The 14840-nt window shown below is 41.0% G+C and carries 13 protein-coding genes; 6 read left to right on the top strand and 7 right to left on the bottom strand.

Annotated elements, in window-relative coordinates; translation table 11 throughout:
• The first annotated feature begins 43 nt into the window (after nucleotides 1-43).
• From FG28_RS09625 to FG28_RS09615, 3 genes are all read left to right on the top strand, one after another.
• The gene (locus FG28_RS09625; RefSeq protein ID WP_036382319.1) at nucleotides 44-733 is read left to right on the top strand and encodes a Crp/Fnr family transcriptional regulator; all 690 of its coding nucleotides are present in this window, start codon (nucleotides 44-46) and stop codon (nucleotides 731-733) included.
• Nucleotides 734-815: 82 nt separating this feature from the next.
• On the top strand, nucleotides 816-1721 hold the full coding sequence (locus FG28_RS09620; RefSeq protein ID WP_036382317.1) for a universal stress protein: 906 nt from the start codon (nucleotides 816-818) through the stop codon (nucleotides 1719-1721).
• Between the two features lie 52 nt (nucleotides 1722-1773).
• Nucleotides 1774-2709, top strand: coding sequence for a threonine/serine dehydratase (locus FG28_RS09615; RefSeq protein WP_036382315.1), 936 nt, complete (start codon nucleotides 1774-1776; stop codon nucleotides 2707-2709).
• A 36-nt stretch (nucleotides 2710-2745) separates the two neighbouring features.
• Here the strand turns inward: FG28_RS09615 and FG28_RS20115 are convergent, their stop codons facing one another.
• The 7 genes from FG28_RS20115 to FG28_RS09580 all read right to left on the bottom strand — a co-directional run bounded on the left by FG28_RS20115 (nucleotide 2746) and on the right by FG28_RS09580 (nucleotide 11169).
• Entirely contained in the window at nucleotides 2746-4197 is a 1452-nt protein-coding gene (locus FG28_RS20115; protein ID WP_051947261.1) for an ATP-binding protein, read from the bottom strand.
• A 209-nt stretch (nucleotides 4198-4406) separates the two neighbouring features.
• Complete coding sequence (locus FG28_RS09605) at nucleotides 4407-4796, bottom strand: response regulator (RefSeq protein ID WP_036382313.1); 390 nt, start codon at nucleotides 4794-4796, stop codon at nucleotides 4407-4409.
• Between the two features lie 506 nt (nucleotides 4797-5302).
• Nucleotides 5303-5788, bottom strand: a complete 486-nt coding sequence (locus tag FG28_RS09600) for a hypothetical protein (protein ID WP_156102253.1) — start codon at nucleotides 5786-5788, stop codon at nucleotides 5303-5305.
• Nucleotides 5785-7092 (bottom strand): sialidase family protein, encoded by a 1308-nt coding sequence (locus FG28_RS09595; protein WP_156102252.1) that lies wholly within the window; start codon nucleotides 7090-7092, stop codon nucleotides 5785-5787. The genes FG28_RS09600 and FG28_RS09595 overlap by 4 nt, the downstream gene beginning before the upstream one ends.
• 135 nt (nucleotides 7093-7227) lie before the next feature.
• Nucleotides 7228-8688 (bottom strand): amidohydrolase family protein, encoded by a 1461-nt coding sequence (locus FG28_RS09590; RefSeq protein ID WP_197062584.1) that lies wholly within the window; start codon nucleotides 8686-8688, stop codon nucleotides 7228-7230.
• A gap of 5 nt (nucleotides 8689-8693) precedes the next feature.
• Entirely contained in the window at nucleotides 8694-10220 is a 1527-nt protein-coding gene (locus FG28_RS09585) for a serine hydrolase domain-containing protein (RefSeq protein ID WP_036382308.1), read from the bottom strand.
• Between the two features lie 100 nt (nucleotides 10221-10320).
• Nucleotides 10321-11169: a helix-turn-helix domain-containing protein gene (locus FG28_RS09580; RefSeq protein ID WP_036382306.1), complete on the bottom strand. Its 849-nt coding sequence runs from the start codon at nucleotides 11167-11169 to the stop codon at nucleotides 10321-10323.
• 90 nt (nucleotides 11170-11259) lie between these two features.
• Between FG28_RS09580 and FG28_RS09575 the strand changes: the two genes are divergently transcribed.
• The 3 genes from FG28_RS09575 (at nucleotide 11260) to FG28_RS09565 (ending at nucleotide 14832) form a co-directional block, all read left to right on the top strand.
• Nucleotides 11260-12063, top strand: a complete 804-nt coding sequence (locus tag FG28_RS09575) for a hypothetical protein (protein WP_036382304.1) — start codon at nucleotides 11260-11262, stop codon at nucleotides 12061-12063.
• Nucleotides 12064-12149: 86 nt separating this feature from the next.
• On the top strand, nucleotides 12150-13910 hold the full coding sequence (locus FG28_RS09570; protein ID WP_051947260.1) for a hypothetical protein: 1761 nt from the start codon (nucleotides 12150-12152) through the stop codon (nucleotides 13908-13910).
• Between the two features lie 25 nt (nucleotides 13911-13935).
• Nucleotides 13936-14832 carry a hypothetical protein gene (locus FG28_RS09565; RefSeq protein WP_156102251.1) on the top strand — a complete coding sequence of 299 codons (897 nt, stop codon included), beginning with the start codon at nucleotides 13936-13938 and terminating at the stop codon, nucleotides 14830-14832.
• The last annotated feature ends 8 nt before the right edge of the window (nucleotides 14833-14840 follow it).

Genomic DNA, 14840 nt, shown 5'->3' with positions numbered 1-14840 from the left:
ATGTTGAACCCTTAAGTTTGTCTTATCAGGTAAACTAATCATTATGGAAAGCAGATGTGAAAATTGTATAATCCGGCAGTTTAACTCGCTACGCGCCATGAGCAAGGAGGAACTGAAAAAAGTCTCCGACTCCAAAACCACCAAGACCATAAAGAAAGGGCAACCCCTTTTTGAGGAAGGCGATAAGCTCAATGGTGTTTATTGTGTTCGTAACGGCGTTTCCAAGCTTTCCAAACTCAGTGCCAACGGTAAGGACCAAATTGTAAAATTGGCCACCAAAGGAGAAGTAATGGGGCAACGTTCTGTTATATCTGACGAGTGCACCAATCTTTCCGCCATTGCAGTAAGTGACATGGAAGTTTGCTTTATCCCCAAAGAAAGCATAAACCACACCTTGCAATCCAATCCCAACTTTACCCTGGAGGTACTTCGTCACATGGCCCATGATCTTAAGGAGGCTGATGATGTCATAGTCAATATTTCACAGAAAACGGTAAAACAGCGCATTGCAGAGGCCTTTCTTTACCTCAAAAACAACTTTGGTGAAGATGAGGATGGCTTTTTGTCCCTAACACTATCCAGAGAAGATATTTCCAATGTGGTGGGCACTGCTACGGAATCTGCCATCAGGATCATATCTGAGTTCAAGAAAAAAGGACTTATCCACACTTCAGGGAAAAAAATAGGCATCAAGGATGAGCGCAAACTTATGGAGCTCGTTGAAGGCTTTTGAGATTTGATTTTCAAAAGCTGACAATTGTCATAGAATCCCCTTAGCCATAACGGTAATTTTATTGCATCTTAATCCTAGTCCGATGCAAAAGATTTTAATACCTACGGATTTTTCGGAAAATGCATGGAATGCCATTGATTACGCCATGCAGTTGTTCCGTAACAGGCGTTGTACCTTTTATTTGCTCAACACCTATACCCCAGTAATTCCCAGTAGCAGATTTATGGCCAAAATGATTGATGGCGAGCGTATTGTAGATGCGGTAAGGGACTCATCAGAAAGGGGGCTAAAGAAAACGGTGGACCGTATCAAGAGCAAATATGGGAACCCAAACCATAGTTTTGAGACGATTTCCTCATTTAACCTACTGGTTGAAGAAGTCAAGGACCTTGTGGATTCCATAGGAATCCATCTGGTGGTTACGGGCACCAAGGGGGCTTCAGGCATTGATGAGGTCTTTATGGGCAGCAATACGGTGCGTATCATAAAAAACACTAAAAAATGTCCTGTTTTGGCCATCCCATTCAACTATGATTACACCACGCCATCTGAAATTGCCTTTGCTACCGACTTTACTCGGTTTTATACCACATCTGAATTGATGCCGTTGATAGAAATGGCCAAAATGTTCAATTCATCCATACGCATTGTACATGTGCAATATGGGATAAAGGCCCTTTCCGAGCTGCAACAGTTCAACCTAAACATGTTACGGAGGTATCTAAAAGGTGTTGAACATTACGTACATACGGTTTCTGAGATCAATTCAGTGTCGCAAACTTTGGAAATCTTCTCCAAAGAACTGGATATCCATTTGTTGGCTTTGTTGAACTATCAGCACAGTTATATGGAAAAAATGACACGGGAGCCCATCATTAAACGAGCAGCATTTCACACCCAAATACCATTGTTGGTGATTCCTGAGCTGGGCATGGAAGGGGTTTCTCCCGGTTCAGATGAAGAAGTGGAAGAACAGGCTTATCAATAGCAATAAATAGCATTTGGGTCCCTATCTTTATGCCATATAGCAAAAGGCTTTCATGGACAAACAATTGCTGATCGAATGCCATAGGCGGATAAAACCATTTATCCACCACACTCCTGTTTTAACCTCCCGCCTCATTGATGAAATGGTGGGCGCCCCACTCTTTTTTAAGTGCGAAAATTTTCAACGGATGGGAGCTTTTAAGATGCGTGGCGCCGCCAATGCCATTATGCAGCTTTCCGAAAAACAAAAACAAAATGGGGTGGTGACCCATTCCTCAGGGAATTTTGCGCAAGCCCTGTCTTTGGCCGCACACAGTCTTGGGGTGAAGGCTTACATTGTAATGCCCCATTCGGCACCCCAGGTAAAGAAAAATGCAGTAAGAGGGTATGGGGGTCAAATCATTGAATGTGAGCCTACACTGGAAGCTCGTGAGCTAGCGTCAAAACAGATTGAAGAAAAATATGGGGCCACTTTTATCCACCCTTCCAATGACACTACCGTTATCCTTGGACAGGGTACCGCATGTAAGGAACTGTTGGAATCCCATCCTAATTTGGATTATGTGGTGGCCCCAGTTGGTGGCGGTGGATTGATTGCCGGAACCGCGCTTGCCGCACATTACTTTGGAAATCAATGTAAAACCATTGGGGGCGAACCGTTTGAGGCTGACGATGCTTACCGTTCCTTGCAAAGTGGACAAATTGAGCGCAATTCTACAGCAAATACCATAGCTGATGGTCTTAAAACCCAATTGGGGGATAGAAACTTTCCCATCATCCAAAAACATGTGGAGGAAATAATTCGGGTAACAGAAAAGGAAATAGTTTCAGCCATGCGATTGATTTGGGAACGACTGAAGATTGTCTGTGAGCCTTCCAGTGCCGTTGCCTTGGCAGCTGTTTTAAAAACAAAGGAGAAATTTACCCAAAAAAAGGTAGGCATCTTAATCTCTGGGGGTAATGTTGATCTGGACCATTTGCCTTTCTAACCTAAAAATCCAGGAGCTCAGGGTATTGTAGACGAATTATTTTTGAAATTGGATGGTGAAGGTAGTTCCCACGCCTATTTCACTCTGTACTGATATTTTACCTTCCATGGCCTCTATCTGGGTCTTGACCAAGTACAGCCCCAACCCTTTTCCCGAGGTCTCACCGCTGAGCCTACCGTACATATTAAAAATCTTTCTTTCCCTTTCCGGGGTTAGCTCCATTCCAATTCCATTGTCCTTAATATGGATCAATATGGCGTCATCTGTGGTCAGGGTTGAAATTTCAATAATGGGCCTTACATCTTCCTTTGCATAGTTGATGGCATTTAGAATAAGGTTATATAAAATATTGACAAAATAACTTTTGAGGCCTAAAATGGAATCCGCTTGGGAAAAATCCGTTTTTATATCTGCATTGGTCTTCTCCATTTCCTCAGAAAGTAGTCCATCCACATCTTTCATCACCTCCGCCAATCTAATGTCTCGGAATCTTTCCTTATCTGTATTTCTCATTGACAAAGAAAGATTGAGGTCTTTTATGGTATGGTCCAATGCCTCTGTAGTAATCTCAATTTTCTTTACAATGTCATCATTCATCTCATCCTTGCCCCATTCGTATATTTTTGACAACATCAAGAGATTTGAGATGGGCCCCCTAAGGTTATGGGAAATAATCCGTACAAAATTCTGAAGCTCATTGTTCTGTTGTACAATCTGTTCATTGGACTGTACATCCTTGGTCACGTCTTGTGTAGTGCCAGACATGCGATAAGGTTTGTTTTTTACATCATAATAGGCCCTACCTTTTTGATGAACGTATTTAACTTCACCATTATTGATTACGATTCTATGGACAATGTCGTGCAACTCGTTCTTTCGTATGCATCGCTCAACATCTTCATTGAAAGCTTTCCTATCTTCTGGATGAATAATTTCCATTAAAGCCTCATAGGTAGCTTCAAACTCGCCGGGAACCTGTCCAAAAATGTTAAAAAGTTGATTGGACCATGTTATTTTGTTCTTTAACATATCCCAGTTCCAATGGCCTACATTGGCTATTTCCTGAACTTCATCATACCTCGTCTCAATATCTTCAAGCCTATGGATGTTATCAACTTCATTGGTAATGTCCTTTTGCCAAATACAGCACCCCATCACTTTACCGGATATATCAATAAATGGTTGAAACGCAAATTCATGCACGCGAAAAGAACCATTCTTGACCAAGGTGTGCTTTGCAGTTGTAGCATAGTGGTTCAATGCCCTCTCACAGCCTTTCCCACAAACACTAAAGAACCAGCTCTTGTTATATATATCCCTTAGATCTTCGCCTTTTTCGGGGGCTCTACCAAATTCTTCCTTGAACTTGTGTTCAAACATTTGGTTGAAAGTGGTCAACTGGAACTCCTTATCCATGGTCCAGACAACATCACTGCTGTCTTCAAAAATTTCAATTGCATCTTGAATGCGAACCTGCTTTTTTTTCACCTTTCTAAACTTTTTAAAAAGTTCATATAGTTAATTATAAAGGGGGAACAACGCATCGACGAGATATTACAACACAAGGGCTTCTTGTCAAAACCTTTGGCAGAAAACCATAGGTTTCAACAAAAACTCCATTGCAGGGCAACATCAATAAACCAAAAACAAATGTAATGGATAAGTTTTGGATAGCTCAAGCAAAGATTACTTAAAACTTAGGAGTATGAACCTTGCAGAAATTCCTCCAAATGCTCAATCTGCAATGGCTTTGTAATAAATTCCTTTACGTATTTATCGTATTTTTTGGCTTCTTCCCTATCCTCATCCGATTCTGACGATGTAACGAGCAAGACTTTGTTGGTTTCCGGAAAATCTTCAAGCATCATGAATTCCAGGAATTCAAATCCGCTCATTTCCGGCATGTTTATATCAAGAAGAATCAATGTTTTAACGTTTGGGTCATCCCTAAACCTCAAATCATCAAGTGCCAATTCGGGGTTGGTAAAGCTTTTAAGTTTATCCTCCATTCCCATTCTTCTGAAATGGATTGCATTCACGGTGTTAACAAGGTCCTCATCATCGACCAAATAAATTTCCTTGTACATATTAAGTTGAGTTGGTTTTAAGCTTATCGCTACATTAAATATATGTTAAATATTCGACAAAATTGATTAATGTCAATTAAAAGAAACTTCATTTCTAAGTATTTATTGTAAATAATTAATAGTACTGCCTTTTTTATTTTAAAAAGTGACTTTTTTCTTACTTTTTAAAATAAAAATATTATTTCGGTTGTGAAATTCCAGCCATGGGAATTGGTCATAATGTAGCAGATAACCATCAATTTTGGGTAAAGAGTTCTTCAAAAACACCTTGGCTACATTTTTGTAAGCTTGTCTAAATGAAGAAAATATTAGTATGACTGGGCATCCTGATTAAGCGGCTTAAGCACTAATTAGGCGCTGAATTACCAATAAAATGCCCACCTATTCCAATATAGATGGGCAATCAGCAATCAACCAATCAACCAACCAAGAGTTTGATTGTTAGAAGAAATATAGAACTAGGGGACTCTTTAAAATTGTATTTATTGGACACTTACCTCTCGGGGCTAATTTTTCCTGTAGAAATCAATCCGAAGGTCATCCATAATCCATTCACCTTCAATTTTAGAGTAATATTCCCAAAAATGGTGTTCCCTGTTTTCAACATGGAGCACAATCTTTTTACCCTTCTCAAAAAAAACAACCTGATAGCCTTGATCAACTTTTTCTGGAGCCCCTTTTAAAATATGCGGCCCCATATCCACATTGTAAAGTCCTACACTAAGCATCTGCTTCCCTTTAGTGTCGTATCCAAAAAAGCCCACCTGTTCAATATTGGAATTGGAAAAAGTTTCTCGGAACATGAACAACTGCCCATCAAAATAAGATTCTGAAATCCGTTCCCCCTTTCTGATCAGTGCTTGGGACGAGGGCTTGGTCATTTCCCATGTAAACGAACCAGACATTTGGGACACCAAAGCCTTTAAATCCATTTGTTGGGCTCTGGCAATACAACAGCTCGCCCCAAGAAAGAATAGAGCAAGTGGTTTCATATGATTTTGACATTACAGGTCTGAAGTTGAAACATTCCAGTTCTACTGTCGCTCCAAATCAATTGAAAGCTACCATCTGGTTTGGACGTAAGCCCTAGATAATGCCCTCCCCCAATAAACTTATTGCCCACATCGCCATTGGCTTCGGTTCTTGGGTTGGAACTGACCTCCGTTATTCGAACAGGACGTTGAAAACTCTCCCCGCCATCCATAGAAATGGAGAAATAAACATCGTATGATTTTTGGTCATCCGAATGTTGGCCATCCATCCACGATATGCCAACTACCCCATTTGTGTTCACCGTTACACTGGGAACATTGGCCTTGCTTGGTCTTCCATTGTCAAAAAGGTCAATTCTTTTTTCTTGGGTCCATGTTCTACCTTCATCCTTGGAATAATTCAACCAAACGCCTTGACTGCCTGATCCATTGGCCACAGCCCTGACAAAATAAACCCTATTGGTAAATTTTGATTGGGCACCAACATCAGAAGCCATTCTGGCATAACCCCGTCCCAGTTTCGGGTTGTTGGAAACCACATACCGTTCTGACATTTTTTGGGTTTCTGGCTGATAGACATTGACCCAAATCTTTCCCTGACCGTGCATGGTGGGAACCACTACCCGGCCATTGGTAAGCACAGCTGGCTCACAAAAATTTAGCCGTCTTCCTTTACCATCAATGGAGGCTACTTCGCTGAAACCTTTATTTTTTTTGGATTCGTACAACACCACATCCGCTCCCATGTTCGCATTGAATTGAACCGTAGTCAAGTAAAATACATCTTTGTATCCCACTAACTTTGTACCATCATGTCCATGGCCCAATCCAGAAAGCACCTCCTCTGATGAATTCCAGTTTTCCCCGCCATCATTTGAACTAAAAACAACCATCGGAAATTGACCACGAAAACTTTTCGGAGTTCCCAACCAACTTAGGGCTGCCTTTCCATTGGACAATAACGCTACCCATGGGTCATAGCCCCAATAATCATGGGCAGTCTCTTTCCATGTTACACCTCCATCCTTGGAAACAAAACTGGACAACCTACAACTTTCATAAGGACTGTTTTTGTCCGTAACAACCATGGCTGCAGCAAGAAGATGGTTAGTATCATTGGGATGGGAAGCAATTGTGGGTTCCACCAATGGATAGTACTTAAATTGGGAGGGTACGGCAATATTCTTCCCTGGCAATACATTCTTTGAAGTGTCCAACTTGACAAATCCAGGTGCATTTTGGGCCATTCCTATATGTAAAAACAAGATAAAAAGGAGATTGCTGGCAAAAGTATTTTTTTTCATGACTGTGGAAATTGTGTTGGCACAACTTACCAACCCAGCAAGACTACAAATTGTATAATTTAGACATTAACCCTTCATTAACAGCAGCTTACTTTCTTGTTCTGATATTGAAAAATAGATTTTAAAAGGAACCGGTTAACCTTTCCAGGGGTATGAATTCTCCATCTTGATAGAATTCTTGATCTCGGCGATTTTGGTAGAATCAATAACTTGCCCATCCCTGATAACCAAATTGATTTTCCTAACATTGTTGATGTCTTCCAAGGGATTTCCATTCAGCACCACCAAATCGGCAATTTTTCCTGTGGATACCGTTCCATATTTTTCTTGAATGTCAAAAAACAGGGCTGGATTCAGGGTAGCTGTTTTCAATGCTTCCGCAGGAGTCAATCCTGCATTGGTAAAAGCTTCCAATTCGTTATGGACCCCTACCCCGGGGTGGCACAACGGATTTGCACCTACATCCGTACCTGCCAAAAGCATAATTCCCTTCTGGTTCATCTGTTTAACCATGTCCAAATACAATCGATACAAACGTTTTTTGATATCGATATAACCTGGTTTATCCCGGTTCTGAAGGTGGTCGTTATGCTCAGGAGTCCAATAGGCCTTCAAATAGGGAGGGAGATATGCTACTAAGTTACCATCCTTGGATAGCTCATCTTCATACCATGCATTTTTGTACCACATGCTCAAAGTGGGGCAATGCCAGATATTATATTTTTTGAAAATACCATACAAGGAATCTGATTTGGAATTACTGAATGTACTCAGCCTAAAATCATTGAGTTGATTGGAACGCTCAATGCGGTCATCGATCGCCTGAAGAGATGCCATAAATTCTTCGGTTGGGGTATCAGCGCATTCCTTGAGGATTTCCAAGAGGTGCTCCTGACTTTTCATTCCGGTTTTAGCCGCTTCGGATGGTGGTACAGTGTAGGGTACGTGGCCCACAAACGGAAAACCATTTTCATTGGAGTAGGCACTCACGGCCAAATAGGTTTCGCGTGGCAACAAGGAATAAATTTTAAGAAAGTCCACCCCTTCTGCAATCAATGAATCCACCACTTTTTTTGCGTCTTCGGGCGAATTAATGCCCACCGAACCATCCCACATGGGGTTGGGACCATCCAATAAGGGGCCACAGGCATAGATTTTCGGGGCCAGTAACTTCCCATCTTTGTACAACTCACGCCATCTCTGGACCAATTTGATATCTCCGCCCATATCACGGATGCCCGTTACCCCATTCACTACAAACAAGGGCATCAATCGGTCTTTTTCTTGCTGTTCCGGGTTCATTCGCCACACCTCAGGGTCATCTGGGTGGGCATGCATATCCCATAATCCGGGAATCATATACTTCCCTTTAGCATCAATCACAGTACGTGCTTCATAGTTTACTTTCCCATCCGCAGCTCGAATATCCAAGATTTTATTCCCTTGAAGCAACACATTCTGATTGGAAACCAATTCCCCGGTCTCCACATCCACCACATGTACATCCTCAACCAAAACAGTTCCGGAAAGTGTTTCCTTTTTTTCACATGATATCAGCAGAAAACCTAAAAAGGCAGCAAAAAACAGTTTCTTCATGAGACTTAACTTGAGTGATCGGTAATCATGTACCATTCGCCATTGATTTTTTTCATGTTGACGGAAAACCATCCTTGTGAAAGTTCTTCCCTATCGGGAAACTTTAAATTGAAACGCCCGGTCACAAAATACAGGTTGGCACTCAACCGCCTTGTATTGATATGGTCAAAATACAATTTGCCCATCCGCTCTTTGGGAAAGTACTTTTTATAACCCCCAATAATATTTTCATAACCGTAGGTTATGCCTCCTCTTGAAGCGGTTTGTATAGGGTCCGTTTTGGAGTAGGCTTCCATGTAACATTCAATATCAGAATTGTTCCAACAATTCTCCTGCTTTTTGAAATTCTCCCGTATGCTATGGTCATCGATTCGGTCCAAATAGCCCTCTATAATTTGTTCCAAGTCATATAAAAACTGCTGTAGATAGGCATAGGCTCCATCATCATTTACTTGAATGGCCAGGGCATATTGGCGATTTTGGGAATACTCCACATGCGACACATATCCCGGAAAGAACCCAGAATGCCCATAACGGGTATCGTTCATTTTGCTCCAAACAAAAGTGCCGAGTCCATACCCGTGATCAAAAGCTTGTCCTGTGGACATGCTCACCGCTTTCTTCAACTTTGCCTTGATATCTTCATTCAGATAATCCCCTTCATGGATAAACTTCACCATTTGGGTCAAATCTTTTGGATTGCTGACGAAACCACCTCCGGCCCATTCAAAGGATGGATCTAAAACCATGTTTCCGTTTTCATCCAAAACTTTTTTTGGGAGACCAAAAGGATTGTTGGGGCCCACATATCCTTGTGCCAAACCTTCAATTCGGTTGTTCTGTAAAGGAACCGTCAAATTCAAATCCAAGGAATCTAAAATTTGCTCCTGAATTAAATCGTAAAAATCACGACCGGTTATTTGCTCCACAATCAATCCTAGCAGGATATAATTCGTATCGGAATAGGCCCAACCCTGTCCCACCGGGTGCACCGCTTCCTTGTTCGCTATGGATTGAATGCAATCCAAAGGGGCTCGCTTCTTTTTTGGATCTTGTATAAAATCCTCCAAAAATTCAGGTTGAAACAGATGCCTTGGCAAACCCGAGGTGTGGTTCAAAAGGTTCATAATTTTAATATCCGCATGATTGGGGAAGGTGGAATACCAGTCTGTATCTCCCAAATAGAAGGAAACCTTATCGTCCAAATCCAGTTTATCCTCCTGAATTAGTTTTAGGGTTATTGCAGCAAAGAAAATTTTCCCCACACTACCAGCTGGCATTTTGCTATCGGGCCTCATGGGAATTTTTTCTTCGGTATCGGAAAATCCCGAAGCCAAGGTAATGTGGTGCGATTCATCCAACCAGAGGGAAAACGTAACCCCGGGAAGTTGATTCTCTTGAACAATTGAATTCAATTTATCCTGAAGCTCAGATTCCAGTTCAGCATAAAATTCTTGCGCCCGAACCAACGTCTGGAAACACAAAAAAACAATAAATACCGTGAATATCCGCTTATTTCGGTTTCCCATCATGTTTGGTAGATTGCTGCTGTGTTATTTATCTCTTAAATATAGCTCAAAAGGCAAATCTACTCGGGAGCACACCCTCAAAATTGTAAAAATTAGACAGGAATCAGTTCCAACGTTGTGCAATGATATTCATGAGGGCCTCCTCGGAGGTTGATAGTTTTTTACCGAAAAAATCTTTGGGTGTTAAAGAAGAAAGTGATTTAAACTCCCGTATGAAATGGGATTGGTCAAAAAAGCCCACCTCATTGCCCAATTGGGTAAGGTTTAAATCCGTCAATTGACCACGTAGATGTATGGTGGCATTGAATCGGATAATGCGAATATAGGTTTTGGGAGCGATACCCATATAAAATTGAAATAAACGCTCCATCTTTTTGTAATTGATGTTAAAATGCGCCGCTAAAGTGTTAGACCGTATCTCTCCCTTTTTTGCTTTAATGTGTTCCACTAGGGAAGAAAAGAGCAAATAATCCGGTTCCGAATTCAATCTGGAAATTCGCTTTAGTAGAAACGTCTCCACCACCTTAATCTTACCCTTAACGTACGGTTGCTCAAAGACCTGTTCCTCCAATTCCTTCAAATCCTTGTCGGCCAGACCGTCCAATTCAACAAAAAGGTTTTTGAGTTCCTTGTAGCTATAATCCAAAAACAAAGGCAATCCTTCTGGGTTGATCTTGATTCCAAAGGAAGTAGTTTTGCCCGGGGAATAGTAATAATTGACCGGTTTGGTCTTTTGTCCGAACAAGCTGGTACGTCTCAAGGTGATGGGCGGGCCTTCTGTGGAGGTATTCCTTCGGATAGAATTCTGGGAATCTATAAATAACAGCCCAAAGGTTCCATCGGGCACCACTATATCTGTAATATCCTCATACACCAAGGACGTATCCACCGTGAAATAACTGTCGATATACCTTGAAAAAAATTGGTCTGGATAGTATTCTTTAAAATACATGGTCGCTATTGATTATGTCTTACAGGTGTCCAAAAAGTACAATTTGTTACCTAACGCCCTCCTTAATTTTGACATTTTTAACACGAGCTTATGAGAAGTGCCCTAAAAATGCCGAAAAGCTATATCCAAATTTTGGGTGTTGTTTTGATTTCCTGCTGCATGATTTTATGCAAAAACAAGAAAGAAAAATCTAAGGAAGAAAATCCCATTACTTCAGCGGAAGCCTTAATCGATTTTATCAAAACTCAAAAAAGTGAAGACCAAATTGCAGAATTCACTTTTGTTCAAGAGACCATTTTCTTCAATGAAGCGGGGCAGTCTCAAGATACTTCAACCTGGCACGAAGCTATTCGCTATCCCACAGAATTCCGAATAGATTTTGGTGACCCAAAAAACCGAAATGCCAATATTAATCGCAACGACAGCATCTATGTATTCCGAAGTGATTCCTTGGTACATAGCGGTCCGGAAATTCAGGAATTCTTGATTTTGGAAGGTGGACTCTTCCATTATTCCACTGCAGAGACCATGGAACGGCTCGAAAGTTTAGGAATTGACACCTCAGTCTTCAGCACTTCGACCTACAAAGGAAAACCTGTTTACATTTTGGGATCCACCCCCAGTGATACCGGCAAGCCACAAATTTGGATGGATGCCGAAGAACTTTATGTGGTCCGAAGGTTCAGTCAAGGGAAACAAGGGGAGCTTTACGAGGTAAAATATGATGACTTTAAAAATATTGAAGGGCATTGGATTGAGACTTGGATTGAGTTCCATGTGGATGGACACCTCATTCAAACGGAGCGGTACAACGATATTGACCTTCACCCAAATCTAGACGACAAGGTTTTCGACCCCAAGGCCTTTGGAACATACTACTGGTTCAAAAACTAAACTCATGAAAAAAAAACGTAGCACTCCTTCTTTTACTTCAGGCTTTTTGTTTTTCACTCACAGCCCAAAATGAATATAAATACACCATGGATTTGGTCGATGTGGAAAACGATCAAGTGAAAATGGAACTCATTCCTCCAAAAATTAAAAAGAACAAAATCAGGTTTTACTTTGCCAAAATCATTCCAGGCACCTATCAGATTTATGATTTTGGTCGATTTATCTCCAATTTCAAAGCTATGGATGATGCCGGAAATGCACTGGAGGTGGTTCGAGAAGACATCAACACCTTTACAATTTCCAACGCCAAGAACTTGGCTAAAATCACCTACACCATAGATGATACATATGATTCTGAGGAAGGAAAGGTGGTTTCCCGAATGTCGGGAACCAATATTGATGATGGGGTAAACTTTGTAGTGAACGGACATGGCTTTTACGGATACTTTGAGGGCATGAAATTCATGGATTATGAGATCAAAGTATTAAAACCTAAAGGTTTTAGGGGAGCTTCCGCCCAAAATCCGATGACCAATACGGACGAATACGAAGTTTATAAAATGCCCAGCTTCAATTTTGTGGTGGACACGCCGATGATGTTCAGCAAACTGGATGATACTGTCCTAAAAGTAGCCGACACCGATGTGCTGATAGCTGTACATTCCCCCACAGGTAATGTAACCTCCGGTTATTTAGCGGACAATCTGGAAAAGCTGCTTGACGCCCAGAAAAATTATATGGGGGGACAGCTTCCGGTAGATAAATATGCATTTGTCATGTATTTTATGAAATCTGGGGAATTTGGGGGAACAGGCGCATTGGAGCACAATTATTCATCGCTCTATGCCTTACCGGATTTACCCCAAGAACAGATTCTTCAACCTATTTTGAACATCTCGGCCCATGAGTTTTTTCATATCATTACGCCATTGAACATCCATTCCAAGGAAATCCAATATTTCGATTTTAACCACCCCGAAATGTCCAAACACCTTTGGATGTATGAGGGTGTTACCGAATATTTTGCCCATCATGCCCAATTGGCTGGCGGATTGATTTCCATGGAAGAATTCTTGACCGAAATGGCAAACAAAATCACCACTTCCAAAAGCGAATTCAACGACACATTGCCTTTTACGGAATTGAGTAAAGGCTGTTTGGACCAATACAGGGATGAATATCCGAATGTATATCAAAAAGGAGCGCTCATTGGTCTGTGTCTGGATATTTACCTTCGAAAATATTCCCAGGGAAAAATGGGATTGATCGACCTCATGAACCGATTGGCTGAAAAATATGGGAACGAGCAGCCGTTTAAGGATAATAGATTGTTCAAAGAAATCGCATCTATCAGCTATCCAGAACTCAAGTCTTTTTTCGAAACCTATGTTTCTGGTGAAAATCCATTGCCCCTATCAACTGTTTTAAGGGAAATTGGGGTAACCTACAAGGCTCCTGAGCCCTATATGGGATTCAGTTTTGGCAACGCCGCCCTGGGTTATAATCCAGAGACGAAAAGAATTTATATTGCCGACATTGGAAGTACAAACGATTTTGGAAAAAAGATGGGGTATCAAATGGGTGATGAACTGCTGAGAATAAATGGCGAGGACATGCCCCAATCTGGATTCCATACCTATTTCCAAGATCTTGTAAAAACCTTCAAGGAAGGCAATACATTGTCTGTGGAAGTTTTGCGCAAAGGCGAAACAATCCAGTTGGCCACACCTATGGAAAGAGTGGAGCTTACGCGCCCTGCTGAGCTCACACTAAATCCTGATGCCACACCGGCCCAATTGGAACTTAGGAATTTGTGGAATAAGGGTGCGAACTCATCCATTAAATAACGAAGTGCTTACGAAAAGCCACTATATGGGCACGGTATTATTAGGGATGTTCCTATTTTCCATGATATCCTGTAAAAAACTGAGTCCTTTAAATCCATTGGGCCAATATCAAGAAGGCATCCATATTTTTGAGGAAGGGTTAATTTCCACTCAAGAAAACCAAGAGGGTCTTTCCTATATATCCCCTCAAAAGGATGTTATTATTTTTACGCGTAGCGATAAAAACTACGAGCAATCTGGACTCTATATCTCAAAATTTTTTAAGGGTCAATGGACCGTCCCAATTAAGGTAAACCTTACCGAAAGTTCGTATGAAGCTGGTATTGCTTTTAGTCCCGATAAATCCAAAGCCTTCTTTACCAATAAATTTAAAATCAAGGAAGAGGATAGTACAAACCTTTGGAATATTTGGGAAATTGGGCTTGATGGAGATTATGGATTTAAGAAAGAAACAGCCAAGCCTCTGAAAGACCCTATCAATTCCAAAAATCAAGACTGTTGTCTGACCATGAATTCTAATGGAGACGTTTATTTTTCATCCAATAGGGATGGCACTTGGGACATTTATAGTGCAGATTATGTAAACCATTCCTTTGAAAATATCGAAAAACTAGATTATCCCATAAATACCAATGAGAGTGGTGAATGGCCCAGTCATGTCAACCGGGCCAATTCTGTTTTATGGTTCAGTTCCATCCGAAAAAGCGGTTTGGGAGGCGATGATATTTACGTATCGCACAAAAGAAACGACATTTGGCAAGAGCCTATTCTTTTGAGCGATTCCATTAACTCTAAATTCTATGAAGACAGTGCTTTTACCACTTCGGATAGCACTTATTTTTTCTTTTCAAGTGGAAAATCCTTCAAAGAAATCAATGGAATGAACAATATCTATGTCTCAAAAATTCATCTTGAAAAATAAATCCCAAA

It is taken from the genome of Muricauda sp. MAR_2010_75 (genome assembly GCF_000745185.1).
Lineage (GTDB): Bacteria > Bacteroidota > Bacteroidia > Flavobacteriales > Flavobacteriaceae > Flagellimonas.
This window is presented reverse-complemented; position numbering and strand designations above follow the sequence as displayed.

Excerpts from the sequence above, each read along its gene's own strand:
- FG28_RS09625 (WP_036382319.1), top strand. The coding sequence starts at position 44 with ATGGAAAGCAGATGTGAAAATTGTATAATCCGGCAGTTTAACTCGCTA.
- FG28_RS09620 (WP_036382317.1), top strand. The coding sequence starts at position 816 with ATGCAAAAGATTTTAATACCTACGGATTTTTCGGAAAATGCATGGAAT.
- FG28_RS09615 (WP_036382315.1), top strand. The coding sequence starts at position 1,774 with ATGGACAAACAATTGCTGATCGAATGCCATAGGCGGATAAAACCATTT.
- FG28_RS09605 (WP_036382313.1), bottom strand. The coding sequence starts at position 4,796 with ATGTACAAGGAAATTTATTTGGTCGATGATGAGGACCTTGTTAACACC.
- FG28_RS09600 (WP_156102253.1), bottom strand. The coding sequence starts at position 5,788 with ATGAAACCACTTGCTCTATTCTTTCTTGGGGCGAGCTGTTGTATTGCC.
- FG28_RS09595 (WP_156102252.1), bottom strand. The coding sequence starts at position 7,092 with ATGAAAAAAAATACTTTTGCCAGCAATCTCCTTTTTATCTTGTTTTTA.
- FG28_RS09590 (WP_197062584.1), bottom strand. The coding sequence starts at position 8,688 with ATGAAGAAACTGTTTTTTGCTGCCTTTTTAGGTTTTCTGCTGATATCA.
- FG28_RS09585 (WP_036382308.1), bottom strand. The coding sequence starts at position 10,220 with ATGATGGGAAACCGAAATAAGCGGATATTCACGGTATTTATTGTTTTT.
- FG28_RS09580 (WP_036382306.1), bottom strand. The coding sequence starts at position 11,169 with ATGTATTTTAAAGAATACTATCCAGACCAATTTTTTTCAAGGTATATC.
- FG28_RS09575 (WP_036382304.1), top strand. The coding sequence starts at position 11,260 with ATGAGAAGTGCCCTAAAAATGCCGAAAAGCTATATCCAAATTTTGGGT.
- FG28_RS09570 (WP_051947260.1), top strand. The coding sequence starts at position 12,150 with ATGGATTTGGTCGATGTGGAAAACGATCAAGTGAAAATGGAACTCATT.
- FG28_RS09565 (WP_156102251.1), top strand. The coding sequence starts at position 13,936 with ATGGGCACGGTATTATTAGGGATGTTCCTATTTTCCATGATATCCTGT.